Source organism: Streptomyces thermolilacinus SPC6, from assembly GCF_000478605.2.
Taxonomy (GTDB): Bacteria; Actinomycetota; Actinomycetes; order Streptomycetales; family Streptomycetaceae; genus Streptomyces; species Streptomyces thermolilacinus.
In genome coordinates this window covers 1,948,586-1,967,695 of sequence record NZ_ASHX02000001.1, presented here as the reverse complement: position 1 = coordinate 1,967,695, position 19,110 = coordinate 1,948,586, and the positions used below count along the sequence as shown (strand labels likewise).

Sequence of the window (19,110 nt, the reverse complement as noted above, 5' to 3'; positions counted from 1 at the left end):
CGCCCGGGCGGACCCGCGTCCAGCGGCCCCCGCCCGGCGGGCCCGCGCCCACCGGCGCACCGCCCCCGCCATCCCGCCACCCCCGCCGAACCCGCGCCCACCACGGCGCCACCCAAGGGAAACCCAAGGAAAGAGGCCCCCTCTCGATGCGGAAGATACTCATCGTCGGAGCCGGCCAGTCCGGGCTCCAGCTCGCCCTCGGACTCCAGGCGCAGGGCTACGAGGTCACCCTGATGTCGAACCGCACGGCCGACGAGATCCGCTACGGGCGCGTCATGTCCACGCAGTGCATGTTCCACACGGCGCTCCAGCACGAGCGGGACCTCGGCCTCAACTTCTGGGAGCCGCAGGCGCCCCGCATCGAGGGCCTCGGCATCTCGGTCGCGGGCCCCGACGGCAGCCGGGCCGTGGACTGGGTGGGCAGGCTCGACGGCTACGCCCAGTCCGTCGACCAGCGGGTCAAGATGGCCGGCTGGATGGACACGTTCGCCCAGCGCGGCGGCCAGCTCGTCATCCACGGCGCGGCCGTCTCCGACCTGGACTTCTTCGCCCGCACGTACGACCTGGTCCTCGTCGCCGCGGGCAAGGGCGAGCTCGTGTCGATGTTCGAGCGGGACGCGTCCCGGTCGCCGTTCACCGAGCCGCAGCGGGCGCTCGCCGTGGCGTACGTGCACGGCCTCGGCCCGCGCCCCGAGCACCCCGAGTACGACGCGGTCCGCTGCAACCTGGTGCCCGGCGTGGGCGAGCTGTTCGTGATGCCGACGCTCACCACGAGCGGCCGCGCGGACATCCTGTTCTGGGAGGGCGTCCCCGGCGGCCCGCTCGACGTGTTCCGGGGCGTCAAGGACCCGGCCGAGCACCTGGCGCTCACCCTGGAGCTGATGGAGCGCTTCACGCCGTGGGAGTACGCCCGCGCCACCAAGGTCGAGCTGACCGACGCGGGCGGCACCCTCGCGGGCCGGTACGCGCCGACCGTCCGCAAGCCCGTCGGGCGCCTCCCCGGCGGCGGCCTGGTCCTGGGCGTCGCGGACGTCGTCGTCGCCAACGACCCCATCACCGGGCAGGGTTCGAACTCCGCCGCCAAGTGTGCCGCGAGCTACCTGGCGTCCATCGTCGAGCACGGCGACCGGCCGTTCGACGAGGAGTGGATGCGCGCCACGTTCGACCGGTACTGGGACACCGCCCAGCACGTCACCAAGTGGACCAACGCCATGCTGGGCGTCCCGCCGGAGCACGTCCTCCAGCTGATCGGCGCCGGGCAGGAGTACCCGGCCGTCGCCCACCGCTTCGCGAACGGCTTCAACGACCCGGCCGACTTCGAGAACTTCCTGTACGACCCGGACAAGACCGCCGCCCTGCTGAAGGAGGCCGCCGCCGGGGCGTGACGTCCTGCCGGAGGCCGCCGCCGGGACCGTCCGTCACACCCCGCCGCGTTCCAGGTCCGGCGGGGTGTACGCGGCCAGCGGCGGGGCGTCCGCGTCGGGCCGTACGGCGCCCAGCACCGGGAGCGCGGCGAGCGGCGACACGGCCACGGCGGCGCCGGGGCGCGGCGCGTGCACGACCCGCCCGCCGCCCGCGTACAGCGCCACGTGAGTGGCCTCCGGGAAGTAGACGACCAGGTCGCCGGGGCGCAGCGACCGCAGCGGCACCCTGGGCAGGGTCCGCCACTGCTCGCCGCTGGTGCGCGGCACCGGCCTGCCCGCCGCCGCCCAGGCCCGAACGGCGAGCCCCGAGTCGTCGAAGGCGCGCGGGCCCGAGGCACCAGCCTCGTACGGCTTGCCGAGCTGCTCCGCCGCGTACGCCACGGCCTCGGCGCCCTGCGGGGACGGGGCGCCCTCCTCCGCCAGGGCGCCGCCGTCGAGCAGTTCCCGCTGCGCTTGGCCGGTCTGGTCCCGTTCCAGCGCGGCGATCTCCGCGAGGCGCTGCGGCGACAGCCCGGCGAGGGCCTTCTCGACCTCCCGCAGCCTGGCCAGGGCGCCGTCGCGGGCCCGCTGCCGTGCGGCGATCAGCGCCTGCTTGCGGTCCAGCGCCCGGCGCGCGGCCGTCGCCACCGCGTCCGCCCGCTTCTCGCCGCCCTCCAGCCGGGCCACCGTCACCGCGTACTCGCGGGCCAGGCGACGCAGCACCAGCGCCTCGTCCAGGGCGTGCTCCGGGTCGCCCGCGAACAGCAGCCGCAGGGCGGGGGAGAGGTCGCCGCGGCCCTGGTACTGGGCCCGCGCGAGGCGCCCGGCGGCGTCCCGCGCCTTCGCCAGCGCGTCCCTGGTGCGGGTCAGGTCCCCGCCGAGCCGCCGGACCTCGGCGCTCTGCGCGGCCAGCTCGGCCCCGGCGGCGTTGTACGCCTCCCCGGCGGCCTCGGCGTCCCGGTAGAGCCGCTGGAGGCGGGTCAGCAGCGCGGCCACCGACTCGCCCTCGGCCCGGGCGGGGGGCGGCGGCGGCACGGGCCAGGGCGCGCCGAGGACCAGCGCCGAGGCGAGCGCGAGCACGGCCGCGCCCCTGCGGAACGTCATGGACCACCACCTCCGGTTCGACGGGGAGATGTTGGCTCGTCGGACAAGGTGACGAAACGACGAATGAGCGAACCGGCCCAACCGGGTCGCCCGGCCGGGCTACACGGGGCCGCGCCGCGCTACGCCGGGTGCCGCTCCCGGCCCTCGCCGCCGCCCTCGCCGCCGCCCTCGGCGTCGCCCCGGCCCGTGTCCGGCTTGGACCAGGGCCATTTGGGGGCGCGCCGTTCGCGGCCGGCGGGCTCGTACACGTACTCCCAGCCCCGCTGGAGCCCGAGCCGCTTCGTGTAACCGGCCGGTACGCGGCGGTACGCGTGGACCGTGGGCGGGCGGCCGTCATCGTTCGGGACGGGGACCTCGTACCACTTCGGCGGGTGTCCCGTCGGGCCGGTCAGCACCGGCAGGACGCGGCCGTCGAGGGGGCCGCCGGTGAAGGGGGTGTTCTCGGTTCGCACCCCACCAGTCTCACACCCGGCCCGCGTCACAGCAGGTGTACGGCCCCGCCCACCACGGGCGCCACCCGGCGGGCCAGCGTCCCCACGGGCCCGTCGGGCTTCTCCAGCGCCAGCATGGCCTCCACCACCCGCGCGGTCTGCGGGTCCGTCGCGGCCGTGGCGGCCAGCAGGGCCACCAGGTGGTCGACGAGCCAGTCGCGCAGGTCCCGGAGCGGTGGGCGCTTGTCCTCGTCCAGCCAGATCAGCGAGGCCGCCTCGACGGACGCGATCCAGGTGCGGACCATCATCCGCAGCCGGGGCCCCGGCTCGGGGACGCTCAGATGGACGAGGATCTGCTCGGCGGCGGCGCGCCGCACCTCGTCCACGATGGCCGTCGTCCGGGACGTCTCAGCGACGCTGCCGCCCTGGAGGAGCGCGGCGAACCCGGCGTCGTGCTCGTCCACGAACGCCAGGTACCGGTCCAGGACCCGGGCGAGCCGCTCGGTCGGCGGGCCCTCGGGCGGCTCGGTGAAGCACAGCTCCAGCCGGTCGGCGGCCGACCGCAGCGCCGCCTCGTACAGCTGCTGCTTGCCACCGGGGAAGTACCGGTACACGAGCGGCCGGGACACTCCCGCCGCTTCCGCGACGTCGTCCAGCGACACGTCCTCGGGCGCCCGGTGCGCGAACAGCGACAGCGCGGCGGTGAGCAGCTGGGCCCGCCGCTCCTCGACGCTGAGCCGGCGGTACGCGGGCGTGGCGGCACGGGTCATGCCCGAGAGCGTAACCCCGCCGGGTGTACGAGGACCCGGGTCCCCGGCCGCCACCGGCGCCCGCCCGGCCGGGCACGGCCCCCGCCACGCGGAGATCCGCACCGCCCTACGCCAGCAGGCCCGAGCTCTTCCACAGGCGGCGGCCCGCGCCCCGCAGCACGCCGATGTCGTCGAGGAAGTCCGTGAGCCGCTTGGCGCCGCTCCGCATGACCTCCCTGCGGTGGCCGCTCGCCCTCACCTGGGAGACGGCCTCGCGGCGGTCGAGACCCACCTGCTCGTACACCTGCGGGTTGACGAAGCAGACCGAGAAGACCCGGGCCGCCTCGCCGCAGCTGAGCCGGGTGAACTCCTGCTCCCAGCGCGGCGCCGTGACCATCTGGCGGCGCAGCTCCTCGCGCGCGTAGCGGACGTGCCGGGCCTCCTCCACCACGTGGATGCGGGTCACGCCCCGCACCAGCGTCTGGACGCGCTCGTCCGGGAAGGTCAGCCGCTGCATCCAGTCGAGGATCTCCTCGCCCAGCAGCGTCGCCGCGAACGAACCCGGCGTCGTGGACACGGTCTTCAGGAGGCGTGCCATGTTGTGGTAGACGCGCGGCACCGGGTACGCGGGCGACCCGGACTTCTGGATCATGCGCGCGAACATCATGGAGTGGCGGCACTCGTCCGCTATCTCCGTGAGGGCGTACCGGACGTGGTTGCTGGTCAGCGGCTTGTCGTAGATGTGCCGGACCAGCAGCTGCATCAGGATGATCTCGAACCAGATGCCCAGTGACGCGAGCGACGCGGCCTCGTGCCGGGCGAGGTCCATGCGCTGCTCCTCGGACATCTTCCGCCACAGCGGTGTGTCGTAGAGGGAGACCAGCTCCGGCGGCCAGAACCACTTGCCGCCCTCGAACGGCGCGTCCCAGTCGAGCTCGGTGTCGGGGTCGAAGGAGTGCTTGGCGGAGGACTCCAGCAGCCGCGCGGCGACCTGTTCGCGGTCCCGGAGCGGACCCAGCGCGTCGCGGAGCAGGCGCAGATCGGGTTCGGACACGGTCGTCATGGTCTCGGCCACCTCGCAGTCGGCTTCGGGGTTCTGCGGTCGCACCCTTATGAGACTGCCTGTCAGTAAGCCCGTCAATCCCTCCGGCAGGACTTGTTGACCCAGCGTCTAACAGGATGGACCCTGCCAGGGAGGGCCGTGTCCGGCGCGGCCCCGTGCCCGGCGGCGCGCCGCTGCCGGGAGGTGCCCGTGCCGGGAGGTGGTTCCCGTGCCGGGAGGCGCCCGTGCCCGGGACGGGCCCATGCTCTTGAATGTCCTCTGCCGTCCGACGACCTCCGCCCACGGCCCCTCCCCAGGGGACGTGCCCCCGCCGCAGCCGACGCGAAGGAGCCCGACCGTGTCCACGCTGGACCTCTACGCCAATCAGCCGGGACCCGTGACCTGGCAGGTCCCCGCCTCCGGTGCCGCCCGCTTCTCCTGGGAGTACGACGAGGGCCGCGACCGGCTGCTCGCCCTGTACCAGAAGGGCAAGGACAAGCAGTGGGACGGCGCCCGCCGCATCGACTGGGACCTGGAGGTCGATCCGTACGACCCGCTCGGCACACCCGACGAGGCGATGACCGTGTACGGGACGCGCCACTGGGCGAAGATGACCGAGAAGGACCGGGGCGACCTGCGCCGCCACTACGCGTCGTGGCAGTTCAGCCAGTTCCTCCACGGCGAGCAGGGCGCCATGATCTGCGCGGCCCGCATCATCGAGGCCGTCCCCGACATGGACGCCAAGTTCTACTCCGCCACCCAGGCCATGGACGAGGCCCGGCACGCCGAGATCTACGGGCGCTTCCTCCACGAGAAGGTCGGGATGCTGTACCCGATCAACGACAACCTCCAGGCGCTGCTCGGCGACACCCTGCGCGACTCCCGCTGGGACATGCCGTACCTCGGCATGCAGGTGCTCATCGAGGGCCTGGCGCTCGCCGCGTTCGGCATGATCCGCGACACGACGAACAAGCCGCTGCCCAAGCAGATCCTCGCCTACGTGATGCAGGACGAGGCCCGGCACGTGGCGTTCGGCCGGATGGCGCTGCGCGACTACTACCGGCAGCTCACCGACGCCGAGCTGCGCGAGCGCGAGGAGTTCGTCATCGAGGGCTGCTACCTGATGCGCGACCGGCTGCGCGGCGTCGAGGTACTGGAGAACTTCGGCATCCCGAGGCGCGAGGCCGAGGAGATGTCGGAGCAGTCCGAGTTCCTTCGCCTCTTCCGCAAGCTGCTGTTCAGCCGGATCGTGCCGTGCGTGAAGGACATCGGCCTGTGGGGCGAGCGGCTCCAGAAGGCGTACGTGGACATGGGCGTCCTCGACCTCGGCGACTCGAACCTCGACGCGCTGATGGCCCAGGACGAGGAGATCGCCGAACAGCTCGACGCGGAACGCTTCGCCCGCGAGGAGGCCGAACGCGTCGCGGAGGTCACGGACGCGATCACGGAGGGGCGGGAGGGGTAGCGGCCGGACTCCGGCCCCGGCCACCGGCGCGGCCCGGAGTCGGCGCCTGGCCGCTTCGCTCGTCAGGGCGGCGTTCCGCCGTACGGGCAATGACGACGCGGACCCGTTCGCGCCGCACCCCTCGGCGTCCCCGAACGCGCTGGTTCCGAGGCCGGTCGAGGTCATGCGCGGCCGTGGCCCGGTTCCGGCCGGGGGCGTCCGGGCATGAACCGCGTCAACCGACGGGACGTGGGCCGGTCGCCATCCGGTCGCCCCGGTCCACGATTCGACCGGTCCAGAGAGGAGAGGTGACCGTGGCTGAGCGGGACTGGGAGCTGTCCAGGATTCGTGAGGGGTGGTCGCTCACCAATACGAGCGACAGGACCGCCCGGAACGTCCACGTCGAATTCGAGGGCGTCATGAACGGACGACCGTGGCGGGAGGGTGTCACTCCGGTCGGTGGTCTGGACGCGATCGGAGTCATTCCGCCCCGCCGGACGGTCCGGCTCGTCATCGCCAATCCCGAGACCGCTCACAAGGTGAGCGTGCGCTGGAGGTCCAGGCTCCGTACGAAGACGTGGGAGAAGAACGTATGAGCAGACCGGCCGCCCGCCGGCTCTGAGAGCGCGACTCAGGACAGGCCCTGGCGGCCGTCATCCTTCCCCCGCCTCCGGTCCGCCTCCAGGGCCGCTTCCATGACCGCGCGGGCGATGGGGGCCGCGCTGCCGCCGCCGCTGATCTCCTCGCGCCGGGCCGCCGCGTCCTCCACGACCACCGCCACCGCCACCGCCGGGCGGGGCGCCCCCGCCGCGCGGGCCCAGCCGATGAACCACGCGTACGGGGTGCCCTGGTTGCCCACGCCGTGCTGGGCCGTGCCCGTCTTGCCGCCGACCTCCGCGCCGTCGATGCCCGCGTTGCTGCCCGACCCGCGCTCCACCACGTCCACCATCAGCTCCCGCAGCCGCCGCGCCGTGGACGGGGTCATCGCCTGGGCGTACGTGCGCCGGGGCGTCCGCCCGACGAGCCCGCCGCCCGCCGTGGTCACCGACTCGACCAGGTACGGGTGGGCCACCTCCCCGCCGCCCGCGACCGCCGCCGCGACCATCGCCATCTGGAGCGGCGTCGCCCTCGTGTCGTACTGGCCGATCGCCGAGAGCGCCAGCCGGTCCGGGGACATGTCCGTGTCGAAATTTGACGGCGCCACCCGCGACGGGACGCGCAGGTCCGGGTCGTTGAAGCCGAACGCCCGCGCCGTGCGCACCATCCGGGAGAGGCCGACCTCCACCCCGAGGCGGGCCAGGACCGTGTTGCACGACCAGCGGATCGCGTACGCCAGGGAAGCGTCGTCGCAGCCCTTGGCCTCGTTCGGCAGCAGCGTGCGCGTGCCGGGCAGCCGGTACGGGTCGGGGGTGCCGCTCGGCGCGTGCACGTTCGTCACGACGCCCGCGTCCAGCGCCGCCGCCGCCGTCACGATCTTGAACGTGGAGCCCGGCGGGTACGTCTCGCGCAGCGCCCGGTTCAGCATCGGGCGGCCCGGCGCCGTGTTGAGCCGCGCCCACGCCGCCGCGACCGGGCCGCCCGTGCCGGACAGCACACCGGGGTCGTACGAGGGGCTGGAGACGAGGGCCAGGACGCGGCCGCTCGACGGGTCCAGCGCGACGACCGCGCCCCGCCGCCCCGCCAGCCCCTCGTAGGCGGCCCGCTGGAGCGCGGCCCTGATGGTCGTGGCGACATGGCCGCCGGGGCGCCGGCCCGGGTCGAGGCCGGCGAACAGGGGCAGCGCGGACAGGCGCGGACTGGTGCCGGACAGGATCGCGTCCTCGGCGTCCTCCACCAGCGTCGTGCCGTACGTCTGCGAGGCGTGGCCGGTGACCGGCGCGTACAGGGGGCCGTCGGTGTACGTGCGCTCGTACCGCAGCGGCTGCCCGGTGTCGGCCGAGCCGGTGACGGGGCGGCCCTCCACCAGGATGTCGCCGCGCGGCTCGGCGTACCGGGCCAGTACGGTGCGGCGGTTGGCCGGGTTGGCGTCGAGCCGGTCGGCCTCGACGACCTGGACGCGCACGGCGTTGACCATCAGGGCGACCAGGAGGACCAGGCACAGGGCGGCCGCGCGGCGGATGTACCTCGTCACCGGGCGTCCTCCCGGGCGGGCGGCGGCAGCAGCGGCACGCCGCCGGGCACCCCGGGCGTGGCGGGTGCGCCGGTGGCCCGGGGTGCGGAGGGGCCGCCGGCCGCCGGGTGGCCGTCGGCGGCCTGGTCGTCGTCAGGGTCGTCGTCCGGGCCCGGGGCGCGGGCCGAGTCGCTCACCCGGATCAGCAGCGCCACCATGATCCAGTTGGTGACGACCGACGAGCCGCCCTGCGCGAGGAACGGCATCGCCATCCCGGTCAGCGGGATCAGCCCCATCACGCCGCCCGCGATCACGAACACCTGGAGCGCCAGGATCGACGCGAGGCCCGTCGCCAGCAGCCGCCCGAACGGGTCGCGCAGCGCGAGCCCGGCGCGGTAGCCGCGCGCCACCAGCAGCGCGTACAGCAGGAACAGCGCGGACAGCCCGGCGAGGCCCAGCTCCTCCCCGGCCGTGGCGAGGATGAAGTCCGACTTGGCGGCGAAGCCGATCAGCGTCGAATGGCCCAGCCCCAGACCCGTGCCGAACATCCCGCCCGCCGCGAACGCGAACAGGGACTGCGCCAGCTGCCCCGGCCCCTGCCCCGCCTCGATCGACGCGAACGGGTGCAGCCAGTCCTCCACCCGCCCGTGGACGTGCGGCTCCAGCGCCCCCATGGCGAACGCGCCGACCGACGCGAGCAGCAGCCCCACCGCGATCCATCCGGTGCGGCCCGTCGCCACGTACAGCAGGATCACGAACAGGCCGAAGAACAGCAGCGACGTGCCGAGGTCCCGCTCCAGGACGAGGACGCCGACGCTGATCAGCCACACCGCGACGATCGGCCCCAGCACCCGCCCGGCGGGCAGCCGCACCCGCCACAGTGTGCGGCCCGTGTGCGCGAGCGCCGTGCGGTTCGCGGCCAGGTACGCGGCGAAGAACACCGCGAGCAGGATCTTGGCGAACTCGCCCGGCTGGAACGACAGACCGCCGAGACGGATCCAGATCCGGGCCCCGTTCACGGCGGGGAAGAAGATCGGCACGGTCAGCAGGAGCAGCGCGGCGGCCACCGACAGGTACGCGTACCGCTGGAGCAGCCGGTGGTCCCGCAGGCACACGACGACGGCCGCGAACAGCCCCACGCCCAGCGCCGACCACACGAGCTGCGTGGGCGCGGCCTGGTCGGCGGGGGTCTCCAGGTCGAGGCGGTAGATGAGGACGAGCCCGAGGCCGTTCAGCAGGACCGCGATGGGCAGGAACAGCGGGTCGGCGTACGGGGCACCGAACCGCACCGCCAGATGACCCGTCAGCGCCAGCAGCCCGAGCCCGGCGCCGTACCCGGCGACGTCGTGCGGGACGGCCCCGCTCCGGGCGAGGCCCACGGCGGCGTACCCGAGCATGGAACACAGGACCGCGCAGACCAGCAGCGAGAACTCCACCCCCCGCCGCCGGGGGAGACGCACCTTGGGCGGCGGGGCGTCCGTCGTCGCTGCGGTCATGCCCCGCAACGTAGCAAGCGATGAGTGATATGTCCCTTATGTCACACTGTGCCGCGCCGCCCGAGGGGGCCGACCCGTACGGGCCCGGGTCGCCCGTACGGGGGCGGGGTCCCGTACGGGTCAGGGGCGTCGGGGTCGGGTGCCTCTTCGGGGCAGGGCGCCCGTAGGGGTCGGGACTGCCCGTACGGGTCGGGTGCCGCAGCGGGGCAAGGGGCAGGGGCCGGGCCGTCACGCCGGGGTCCCGTCGTCCTCCTCGCCCGTGAGGTCCACGTACTCCGGCAGGGTGAGGCGGGCCTCCGCGCCGCCGTCCGGGGCGTTCGCGAACACCAGCTCGGCGCCGATCACCACCGCCTGCCCGCGCGCGATGGTCAGTCCGAGCCCGTGCCCCTTGCCGCCGCTCTCCGTGCGGAACCGCTGCGGCCCGTGCTCCAGCAGGTACGCCGGATACCCCTCCCCGTGGTCCCGGACCGTCACCACCGGCCCGTCCACGGTCAGCTCGACCGGCGGCGCGCCGTGCTTGTACGCGTTGGCCAGCAGATTGCCCAGGACCCGTTCGAGACGGCGCTTGTCGGTCTCCACGCGCGCGTCCCGCACGATCCGCACCCGTGCCCGCCCGCCCGACACCGGAACCACCCGTTCGACGAGCGGGCCCAGCGCGTACACGTCGAGGTCCACCCGCTCGCGGCCCGCGTCCAGGCGGGAGATCTCCAGCAGGTCCTCCGTCAGCGCCCGCAGCGCCCGCACCCGGTCCTGCACCAGCTCCGAAGGGCGCCCCGGCGGCAGCAGTTCGGCCGCGGCGGACAGGCCGGTCAGCGGGGTCCGCAGCTCGTGCGCCACGTCCGCCGTGAAGCGCTGCTCGCTCAGCAGCTTGCCCTGGAGCGTCGACGCCATCGTGTCCAGCGCGCCCGACACGGTCGCCACCTCGTCCTGCGGGCGCGAAGGGTCCTTCGTACGGGGGTCGTTGACCCGCGCGTCCAGGTCGCCCGCGCTGATCCGCCGCGCCACCCGGGCCGTCAGGTGCAGCCGCCGCGTCACCCGGGTCACCGCGAACCAGCCGACCAGCAGCGTCGCCCCGATGGCCAGCACCGAGGAGCCAAGGATCGCCTGGTCGAGGCCGCTGATGGTGCGGGCGCTCTGCGAGTAGTCCACGCGCACGGCCAGTGCCCGCCCGTCCGCCGGTCCGGCCGCCCACATCGTCGGCCGCCCCTCGTGCTCGGCGACCACCGTGCCCCGGCTGCCGCGCGTCGCCAGGTCCCGCAGCGACCGGGGCAGGCCCACCGGATCGACGCCCGCGAACGGCGGGAGCGGTTCCCCCGCCTCGTACGCGCGCGTCACGTCCTCCAGCCGGGCGAGCGCCTTCTCGCGGGACGCGTCCACGGTCTGCCGGGTCACCGACACGTGCACCAGCGCGCCCAGCAGTGCGGCGAGCGCGCAGCACATGAGCGTGATGAAGACGGCCGCCTTCCAGGTGAGCGTCGCCGTCCAGGCGGGGCGGCGCGGCACACTCGGCACCCGTCGGCGGCGGCGCGGGCGGGCGCGGCCGGGGCTCACCGGGCGCCCACCCCGGCACCGGCCCCGCCGCCCGTACCCGGCTGCCCGGCGTCCGTACCGGAGTCGGCTGCCCCGTCCGGCCCGGCGGGCGGGGAGGGGAGCGGGCCCGGCCGGGGCGGCTTCGGCTTGACCCGTACGATCTCGTCGCGCGCCGGGAGCATGGTGCCCTGCTGGGCGTCCCACGACCAGGCCGTGCGGTACTCGTAGCCGGGGATGCCCGCCGAGACCGCCCGCAGGATCAGGTCCCGGCCCGCCAGCTCCACGCTGACGAGCTGCTCGACGGTGGACATCACACGCGTCAGCCCGCCGCCCTCCGCGCGGTAGCAGCGCACCGCCACGAGCTGGTCCGCCATCCGCACCGCGACGATCAGCTCCTCCTCGCCGTCCCCCGTCAGGTCCCGGTGGTACGGCCGCAGGACGGGGCACGCCTCCGGCTCGGCAGCGCACCGGCGGACGGCCCGCGCGGTGACGGCGTCCATGCCGTCGCCGCCGCCCGCCCCGTCGGGGTCGGCCGCCAGTTCGGCGCGGACCACCGCCACCGGGTCCACCCGCCGTACACCGCCGCCGGGCACCCGGAGGCCGGGCACCCGCCGCGTGTCGCTCTCGCCGTAGTCGAGGGGCGGCGCGGTCACCGGCGGCAGGTCGGGCCACAGCCGTACCGGGCCCACGGCGGTCGGTGTGGCACCCGCGCTCCGCAGCCCCCCCGCGTCATCGCACGCCACCAGCGGCAACAGCAGCGCGGCGGCCGCAACCAGACGGGCCGCGCGGCGCACGGCGGGACGACGGCGATCCGGGTTCACGGTCTTCGGCGCTCCTGGCGTTCGGGACGATCTGCGCAGACCCTACGCCGCCCGGAGCGCCGTCGGCGGCGCCGTCGCACGTGGTCCGCGTCCCGCGTGACGCGTACGGCGGGTCCGGCCCCGCCGTAAGGGGAGGGCGTCCGGCCGCTCAGGCGCGGGCGGTGTCGTCCAGGGCGCGGCGGCACAGGGCGAGCAGGCGCTCGTCCTCGTGGACGTCGTGGTCGCCGGTCACCCCGGCCGACACGTTGTGCCGCCGCGTACGGGCGAGTTCGGCGCGCAGCAACGGTTCGGCGTCCGGTGCGAGCCCTCCGACCTGGCCCAGTTCGGCGAGGCACTCCGCGATCTCCACGCGCGTGTGCCGGTTCTCCCGCCACGCCGCCAGCAGCACCGGCAGCGCCTCCCCGGCGTCACCGGTCACCCGGCACAGCGCCGTCCCCGCGTCCACGCGCAGCCACACGTCAGGCGCCGTCAGGCACGCCCGCAGCTCCGGCGCCGCCGCCCGCGCCGACCCGCCGAACGCGCCGACCGCCCACGCCGCCGACCGGCGCCCGTGCGCGTCCGGCGCCCGCAGCAGCGCCCGCAGCCTCGGCAGCACCGCCCCGGCGTCGCCCTCCACCGCCCACAGCGCCCGCGCCGCCGCCGTCACCGTCCCGGCCGACGCGTCGTCCAGCAGCACCCGCACGTCCGCCGCCGCCTCCCGCGCGGCGGGGCCGAACGCCGCGACGGCCCGCAGCGCGGACTCCAGCACCCAGTCGCGGCGGAACACCGGTGCCCCGCGCAGCACCCGCAGCACCTCCGGCAGCGCCTCCACCGCCCGCAGCTTCGCCAACGCCAGCAGCAGCGGCCCCGACTGCTCGCCGAGCTCGTCGTCGAGCGGCAGCGCGCCGAGTCTGCGGCGCAGCAGCGGCACCAGGGGGGTGCCCGCCTCCGCCAGGTGCGGGATCGCGTACAGCAGCTTGCCGTCGGGTTCCGGCTGCTCCAGCGCCCTGGCCAGCGCGGGGACCGCCCGCGCGTCGCCCGCCCGGGTCAGCGCCAGGAGCGCGCTCGCCGTACCGGGCCGGCCGCCCACCCACTCGGGCGCCCACGGGGCCGGGTCGGCGGCCACCCGCGCGGCCAGGTCGTCCGCGGCGGGCGCGGCCAGCGAGAACAGGCCCTCCAGCCAGTTCGCCGCCGCCGCGCGCAGCCTCGGCTCCGGGTCGCGCAGCTGCGCCCCCACGAGCCGCACCAGCTCGTCGTACGCGCCCCGCCATGTGCGCACGAGACTGCCGGACATCCACACCGCGTCCGTCCGCTGCGCGCTGTCCGGGCTGCCCAACTGGGCGATGACCAGGGCGATCCGGTCGTCCACCCGGTCGTCGAGCGCGCTGTGGAGGGTACGGAGCAGCTCGTCCGCCCACGCCGTGCCGCGCCCGGCCCGCTGCTCCTCGCGCAGCTCCCGCAGCTGGCCGACGAGCGTCGGCGCGACGGGCCGCAGCTCGGCCGGTTCCGCCGGTGGCACGGAGTGCACGGGGCTTGTCGTCGCGGGTGTGTCCCACCCGCCCTGGGTCCCCCAGGAGTTGGCTGAATTCCACGGGTTCGCCGGGCTGTTGGGACCTCCGGCGACCATCCCGCCGCCCGCGCCGAGACCGGTGGCCGCGCCGAAACCGGTACCGGTGCCGATACCCGCACCCGCACCGATACCCGCACCCGGTCCCGTACCCGTCCCCGCCCGCCCGCCCGGGCCCGCGCCCGGTCCGGTGCCGGTGGCGGACCCCGGAGAGCGCGGCACCGACCGGCGCAGCTCCGCCAGCAGCCGGGTCACGGTCGGCACGACGTCGCCCGGCAGCCGCCCCGGGGCGCACCGGGCCAGCTGGGTCAGCGCGGCCAGCCGCAGCGCGGGGTCCTGGGCGGCACCGGACAGCCAGGCCAGCCAGCCCGCGGTCTCCTCGCGCAGGGACTCGTACCGCAGCGCGATCCTGCCGACCGCCTCCACCAGCGCGAGCCGCACCTCCGTGTCCCGCTCCACGGTCAGCCGCTCCCGCAGCAGGTCACGCACCCGCACCGGGTCGCCGTGCAGGGACGCCAGCGCGCCGGGGACCGCGAGCCGCACCTCCCGGTCCTCGTCCCCGACCAGGCCCAGGAACACGTCGGCGCCCGCGGCCACGGCGGCTGCGGCCATGGCGTAGTTGGCGGCGTCCTCGAACTCCTCGTCGTCCGGGTCGAGTTCCTGCAACTCGTCGTCGCCGGACAGGTCGATCCCGCCGATACTGGCGAGCAACTCCACGACGCAGCCCCGGTCCTGGACGTCCGGGCACGCCACGAGCTCCAGCAGGAACGGGATGCAGGCCAGCGTCGAGTCGTACACATCGCCCTGGTGGTGCACCGTGCCGTACATCCCGTCCAGCGCCCGCTCGCGCTCCGCCGGGTCGTCGGACGCCAGGCCGCGCAGCAGCGCGGGCACGTCGTCGGCCGGGCCGTAGGCATGACCCAGTGAGGCCCAGTCGACCTCCTCGATCCCCGTGAACATGCCTTCCCTCCCCGTGAACCCTGCACTTGGGGGCAATAGTGCACCACACCGGGGTCGTCGATGCCCCGGCAATCGGACACGCCCAGGACACGCATCGGACACGTCTTCGTACCCCCGTTTCCCCGATTCCTGCCCGCTCGCGGGCCGCCCGGCAACCGGTCGCCGGTGGGTGGCCCGAGGGGACGTGCGGTTTGGGCGGGTCCCTTCTGCACGCCGTGCCACTCCAGACCCGCACGCGTCGTGACGTAACGTCAACTCGCTGGCGCCGACCGTTCCTTGAGACGCAGGACCGTGGTGACCGTGTGCCGGGTGGTGCCCTGCGCGACCTCCGCCTCCAGCGCGGGCGGCACCGACCGGTACGCCACTTCGCCCAGTCCGACCGCCGTCGCCGTACCGCCGCCCCCCTCCGGCTCCGGCAGGCCGCGCAGGACGGCCCCGGCCTCGGCGCGCAGCCGGGGGGCGAGCGGGCTGGACACGACCGGGGTGTCGTCGTCCGGGAGGACCAGGACCAGTGCGGCCGGGCGCTCGCGCGGGCCGGTGAAGCCGATCACCACCGCGTCCCGCGTGTCCGTGTGCCGCAGCTTCCGCCATGCGCGGCGGCCCGGCTTGTACGGCTCGTCGAGCCGCTTCACCATCAGCCCCTCGATCCCGGCGGCCGTCAGCGTCCCGAACCAGACCTCCGCCACATCCGGGTCCGTCGTCATCGGCACCGCCTGGATCGGCGGGCCCAGCTGGGCCAGCAGCTCCTCCAGCCGCGCGCGCCGCCGGGTGTACGGGGCCGGGCGCAGGTCGTGGCCGTCGGCGGCGAGCACGTCGAAGGCGGCGTACGAGGCGGGCAGCCGCCGCGCCAGCGCGGGCGCTCGGCCGGGGGTGGCCGCCGCGCGCCCCTGTACGGCGGCGAAGTCGATCCGGCCGCCCGACCAGACGACGACCTCCCCGTCCAGCACCGTGCCGTCCGGCAGGGCCAGCGCGGCCTCGGCGAGGTCCGGGAACGCGGCCGTGACCAAGCGCCCCGACCGGGCCTGGAGGACCACATCGCCGGGCGCGCCACGGAACATCACCATGCGGTGTCCGTCGAACTTGGGTTCGTACGCGAGGCGGCCCGGGTCGCGCGGCAGGGCGCCCACCGTCTCCGCGAGCGCCACCCGGACGGGCGGTACGACGGGCCCCTTCACGCCGGGGCCCCGGACGCCCCCGGCACCGGTCCCGCGCCCTCGTGGTCCACCAGCGGCCGCAGCAGGTCGCCGTACCGCTGGAGGCGCGGCCCGAGGTCGTCCAGCAGGAACACCAGCTGCCCCGGGTCGCCGCACGCCTCGACCTCCTCCCAGGTCAGCGGCGTGGACACGGCCGGCAGGCGGCGGGCGCGCAGGGTGTAGGGGGCGGCGGTGGTCTTCGCGGCGGCGTTCTGGCTGTGGTCCACGAACACCTTGCCGGGCCGCAGCGCCTTCGCCATCCGGTGCACGACCCGCTTCGGGTGCTCGGCCTCCGCCTCGACGGCCAGCCTCCTCGCGTACGCGGACACCTCCTCCGACGGGGTCGGCTCGACCGGCACGTACAGGTGCAGGCCCTTGGCGCCGGAGGTCTTCGCGTACGCGGTGAGGCCGTCGGCCGCGAGCCGCTCCCGCAGCCACAGGGCGACCCGGCAGCACTCGACCACGGTGGCGGGCGGTCCCGGGTCCAGGTCGAAGACGAGCCGGTCCGCGACGGCCGGGGCGGCGGCCCGCCACTGCGGGGTGTGGAACTCCACGACCAGGTTCGCCGCCCACATCAGCGAGGGCAGGTCCTCGACCACCACCTGCCGGGCACGCGGGTCCTCCGTCCGGGGGACCGGCGCCGTCTTCACCCAGTCGGGCGTCCCGGGCGGCGGGTTCTTGGTGAAGAACAGCTGCCCGTCGGGGCCGTCCGGGTAGCGCAGGAACGACAGCGGCCGGCCTTGCAGGTGCGGCAGCAGCGCCTCGGCGACGACCGCGTAGTAGTGCAGGATCTCGCCCTTGGTGGTGCTCGTGGCCGGGTGGATGACCTTGTCCAGGTTGCTGAGCGCGAGGCGCCGCCCCTCCACCTCCGTGATCGGCGTCATAGGATGAGAATCCCACGATTTCGGGACGAAAGGGATGAACCGTGCGATCCATCTGGAACGGCGCGATCTCCTTCGGCCTTGTCAGCATCCCCATCAAGCTGGTGAACGCGACCGAGAACCGCTCGGTCTCCTTCCGCCAGATCCACACCGCCGACGGCGGCCGCATCCGCTACCGCAAGGTGTGCGAGCTGGACGGCGAGGAGGTCTCGACGGCGGAGATCGGCAAGGCGTACGAAGAGGCCGACGGGACCATGATCCCGATCACCGACGAGGACCTGGCCGCGCTGCCGCTGCCGACGGCCAAGACGATCGAGATCGTCGCGTTCGTACCGGAGTCCGAGATCGACCCGCTCCAGATGGACGCCGCCTACTACCTCGCGGCGAACGGCGTGCCCGCCGCCAAGCCGTACACGCTGCTGCGGGAGGCGCTCAAGCGCAGCGAACGCGTGGCCATCGCCAAGTTCGCGCTGCGCGGCCGGGAGCGCCTCGGGATGCTGCGCGTCGTGGACGACGTGATCGCCATGCACGGCCTGCTGTGGCCGGACGAGATCCGCCAGCCGGAGGGCGTCGCGCCCGACACGGCGGTCACGGTCCGCGACGCCGAGCTGGACCTCGCGGACGCCCTGATGGACACGCTCGGCGAGGTGGACATCAGCACCCTCCACGACGACTACCGGGAGGCGGTCGAGGAGCTGATCGCCGCCAAGGCGGAGGGCGCCCTCGAAATCCCGGCGGAGGCCAAGCCGGAGAAGGGCGCGCAGGTCATCGACCTGATGGCGGCGCTGGAGAGCAGCGTGAGGGCGGCCCGCGAGGCACGCGGCGAGGAGGCCCCGGCAGGCCAGGCCGCCGAGGGGGCCGCAGCAGGGGAGGACGCGGCGTCCGTCACGGAGCTGCCCCGCCGTACGCCCCCGAAGGCCCCGGCCGCGCCGAAGGCGAGCGGCGGCCGGAAGTCCACGGCCAGAACCGCCGCGAAGACGGCCGACGAGGAACCGGCCCGCAAGTCCACGGCGAAGAAGACCACCGCGAAGCCGGCCGCCAAGAAGACGGCGGCGAAGTCCGCCTCCAAGTCCACGGCGAAGAAGACCGCCGAACGCAAGACGGCGACGGGCACGGCGAAGAAGACGACGGCGAAGAAGTCCACCACCCGCAGGAAGTCCGCCTAGACCGGCCCGTTCGCCCCGCCCCCGCCCCCGCCCGGTCCGGACCCGGGATTTGGCCTTGGCCGGGCTCAGTCCCTGGTGACGGGGAACATGTGGGCGTAGGGGCAGGGCTCACCGGTCTGCGGGTCCAGTCCGGCCAGCAGCCGCCGCTCCTGTTCCCGCCAGCTCACGAACGTGCCCGTCCGCTTCCAGAGGGACGCGTCACCGAGCGGGCAGTCGTCGAACCGGCCCAGCATCATGCGCGTGATGAACTCGGCCATGCCGCAGTCGAACAGCGCCCAGGGCGGCTCGCCCCACGCGTGCTGCCGCCGCCAGGCGACGACGGGCCACGTGTCCGGGTCGGGGCCGTCCATGAGCCAGGCCATCTCGTTGCAGTTCATCCCCGTGCCCCAGGGCAGGACGGCGTCGGCGCCGAGCGGCACACCGGGGACGCCCCCGCACGCGTCCCAGAGGTCGCGTATCCCCGCCGTACTGCTGCCCATGTGGCACTCCTCCCATCCGGGGAGGTCGCTGGGGAGCGGGGGCAGGATGACCAAGTCCCCGATGCTCCCCACACCGTACGTGTCGAGCACCGCCCTGTAGTCGCTCGGCAGCCTCGTGCCGAGGGCGGCCTCGGCGGCGGCCCAGTCGATCCGCTCGCCGCCTGCGAAGTCCTTCGGTACGAGATCGAGCAGCTCGGCCACGTCGGGATGAACGTTCACGGCGCGGTCCCCTCCAGGTCGGTGTGCGGCCACCGTAATCAGGGGGACTGACATCGCCGCTCCGGAAGCCGGGCCTGTGCGGCTCCGCCGACCGTACGGGAGGAACGGCGCGGCGGCGCCGGGGAGATCGGCCGGTGGAAGCCGCGGCGACGGTCACGCGCTGCAAGGCACGGCGGCGGTCAGGCGGTGGAAGGGCGCGGCGGTGGCGCGCCGCGGCCGACGCGGACCCGGCCGCCCTCGTACTCCGGCACCAGCTCCACCTGGACCTGATGGGTCGTCTGCCGGTCGACCTGGCCGCCCAGTTCGGCCGTGACCACGCCGATGCGCAGCCCGCCCCGGCCCGAGGCGGCGCGGTGCACCTGCACGGTGAACTCCAGGTTCACCCGCTCCACGGTGAAGCCGAGCGCCCGGCCCTCCGCCTCGTCGCGGGCCTTCTCCAGCTCCCCGCGGATCTGCCGCACCACCTCGGCCAGCCCCACGAAGTCCTGTCCGTCGGCCATCGCGCAACCCCCGCCCCGTCGTTGTGCGAACGTCGA

At 74.9% G+C, this 19,110-nt stretch carries 17 protein-coding genes; 4 read left to right on the top strand and 13 right to left on the bottom strand.

All coding sequences use genetic code 11. From position 1 onward, the window contains the following. The first annotated feature begins 146 nt into the window (after positions 1 to 146). A complete protein-coding gene (locus tag J116_RS08000) occupies positions 147 to 1,385 on the top strand; it encodes a styrene monooxygenase/indole monooxygenase family protein (RefSeq protein WP_023586575.1) in 1,239 nt (412 codons plus the stop codon). A 33-nt stretch (positions 1,386 to 1,418) separates the two neighbouring features. Here J116_RS08000 and J116_RS07995 read toward each other — a convergent pair whose 3' ends face one another. The 4 genes from J116_RS07995 to J116_RS07980 all read right to left on the bottom strand — a co-directional run bounded on the left by J116_RS07995 (position 1,419) and on the right by J116_RS07980 (position 4,750). After that, entirely contained in the window at positions 1,419 to 2,507 is a 1,089-nt protein-coding gene (locus tag J116_RS07995) for a C40 family peptidase (protein ID WP_023586574.1), read from the bottom strand. Positions 2,508 to 2,626: 119 nt separating this feature from the next. After that, complete coding sequence (locus tag J116_RS07990) at positions 2,627 to 2,959, bottom strand: hypothetical protein (protein WP_023586573.1); 333 nt, start codon at positions 2,957 to 2,959, stop codon at positions 2,627 to 2,629. A gap of 26 nt (positions 2,960 to 2,985) precedes the next feature. Further along, complete coding sequence (locus tag J116_RS07985) at positions 2,986 to 3,708, bottom strand: TetR/AcrR family transcriptional regulator (protein ID WP_023586572.1); 723 nt, start codon at positions 3,706 to 3,708, stop codon at positions 2,986 to 2,988. A gap of 106 nt (positions 3,709 to 3,814) precedes the next feature. Then, on the bottom strand, positions 3,815 to 4,750 hold the full coding sequence (locus tag J116_RS07980; protein WP_028963816.1) for an AurF N-oxygenase family protein: 936 nt from the start codon (positions 4,748 to 4,750) through the stop codon (positions 3,815 to 3,817). Between the two features lie 337 nt (positions 4,751 to 5,087). On the opposite strand from J116_RS07980, the gene J116_RS07975 reads away from it, so the two are divergent. Together J116_RS07975 and J116_RS07970 are read left to right on the top strand one after the other, a co-directional pair. Continuing rightward, positions 5,088 to 6,194, top strand: coding sequence for a ferritin-like domain-containing protein (locus J116_RS07975; RefSeq protein WP_023586570.1), 1,107 nt, complete (start codon positions 5,088 to 5,090; stop codon positions 6,192 to 6,194). A 293-nt stretch (positions 6,195 to 6,487) separates the two neighbouring features. Beyond that, entirely contained in the window at positions 6,488 to 6,769 is a 282-nt protein-coding gene (locus tag J116_RS07970; protein WP_028963815.1) for a hypothetical protein, read from the top strand. 35 nt (positions 6,770 to 6,804) lie between these two features. Here the strand turns inward: J116_RS07970 and J116_RS07965 are convergent, their stop codons facing one another. The 7 genes from J116_RS07965 to ligD form a co-directional block, all read right to left on the bottom strand. After that, the gene (locus J116_RS07965) at positions 6,805 to 8,304 is read right to left on the bottom strand and encodes a penicillin-binding transpeptidase domain-containing protein (protein WP_023586568.1); all 1,500 of its coding nucleotides are present in this window, start codon (positions 8,302 to 8,304) and stop codon (positions 6,805 to 6,807) included. Next, positions 8,301 to 9,779, bottom strand: coding sequence for an FtsW/RodA/SpoVE family cell cycle protein (locus J116_RS07960; RefSeq protein ID WP_023586567.1), 1,479 nt, complete (start codon positions 9,777 to 9,779; stop codon positions 8,301 to 8,303). The genes J116_RS07965 and J116_RS07960 overlap by 4 nt, the downstream gene beginning before the upstream one ends. Positions 9,780 to 10,007: 228 nt before the next feature. Further along, a complete protein-coding gene (locus J116_RS07955; protein ID WP_028963814.1) occupies positions 10,008 to 11,330 on the bottom strand; it encodes a sensor histidine kinase in 1,323 nt (440 codons plus the stop codon). Beyond that, entirely contained in the window at positions 11,327 to 12,130 is an 804-nt protein-coding gene (locus J116_RS07950; protein ID WP_028963813.1) for a hypothetical protein, read from the bottom strand. Before J116_RS07950 ends, J116_RS07955 begins: the two co-directional genes overlap by 4 nt. Positions 12,131 to 12,278: 148 nt before the next feature. Then, positions 12,279 to 14,636: a PBS lyase gene (locus tag J116_RS07945; RefSeq protein WP_023586565.1), complete on the bottom strand. Its 2,358-nt coding sequence runs from the start codon at positions 14,634 to 14,636 to the stop codon at positions 12,279 to 12,281. Positions 14,637 to 14,887: 251 nt separating this feature from the next. Continuing rightward, a complete protein-coding gene (locus J116_RS07940) occupies positions 14,888 to 15,811 on the bottom strand; it encodes an ATP-dependent DNA ligase (protein ID WP_023586564.1) in 924 nt (307 codons plus the stop codon). Further along, positions 15,808 to 16,713 carry a non-homologous end-joining DNA ligase gene (gene ligD / locus J116_RS07935; protein ID WP_023586563.1) on the bottom strand — a complete coding sequence of 302 codons (906 nt, stop codon included), beginning with the start codon at positions 16,711 to 16,713 and terminating at the stop codon, positions 15,808 to 15,810. The genes J116_RS07940 and ligD overlap by 4 nt, the downstream gene beginning before the upstream one ends. Positions 16,714 to 16,754: 41 nt before the next feature. On the opposite strand from ligD, the gene ku reads away from it, so the two are divergent. Then, positions 16,755 to 17,876, top strand: a complete 1,122-nt coding sequence (gene ku / locus J116_RS07930) for a non-homologous end joining protein Ku (protein WP_023586562.1) — start codon at positions 16,755 to 16,757, stop codon at positions 17,874 to 17,876. Positions 17,877 to 17,941: 65 nt separating this feature from the next. On the opposite strand, the gene J116_RS07925 is transcribed toward ku, so the two are convergent. Then, positions 17,942 to 18,574 carry an SMI1/KNR4 family protein gene (locus tag J116_RS07925; RefSeq protein WP_023586561.1) on the bottom strand — a complete coding sequence of 211 codons (633 nt, stop codon included), beginning with the start codon at positions 18,572 to 18,574 and terminating at the stop codon, positions 17,942 to 17,944. Positions 18,575 to 18,753: 179 nt separating this feature from the next. Next, positions 18,754 to 19,074, bottom strand: a complete 321-nt coding sequence (locus J116_RS07920) for a trypco2 family protein (protein ID WP_023586560.1) — start codon at positions 19,072 to 19,074, stop codon at positions 18,754 to 18,756. Positions 19,075 to 19,110 lie beyond the last annotated feature (36 nt).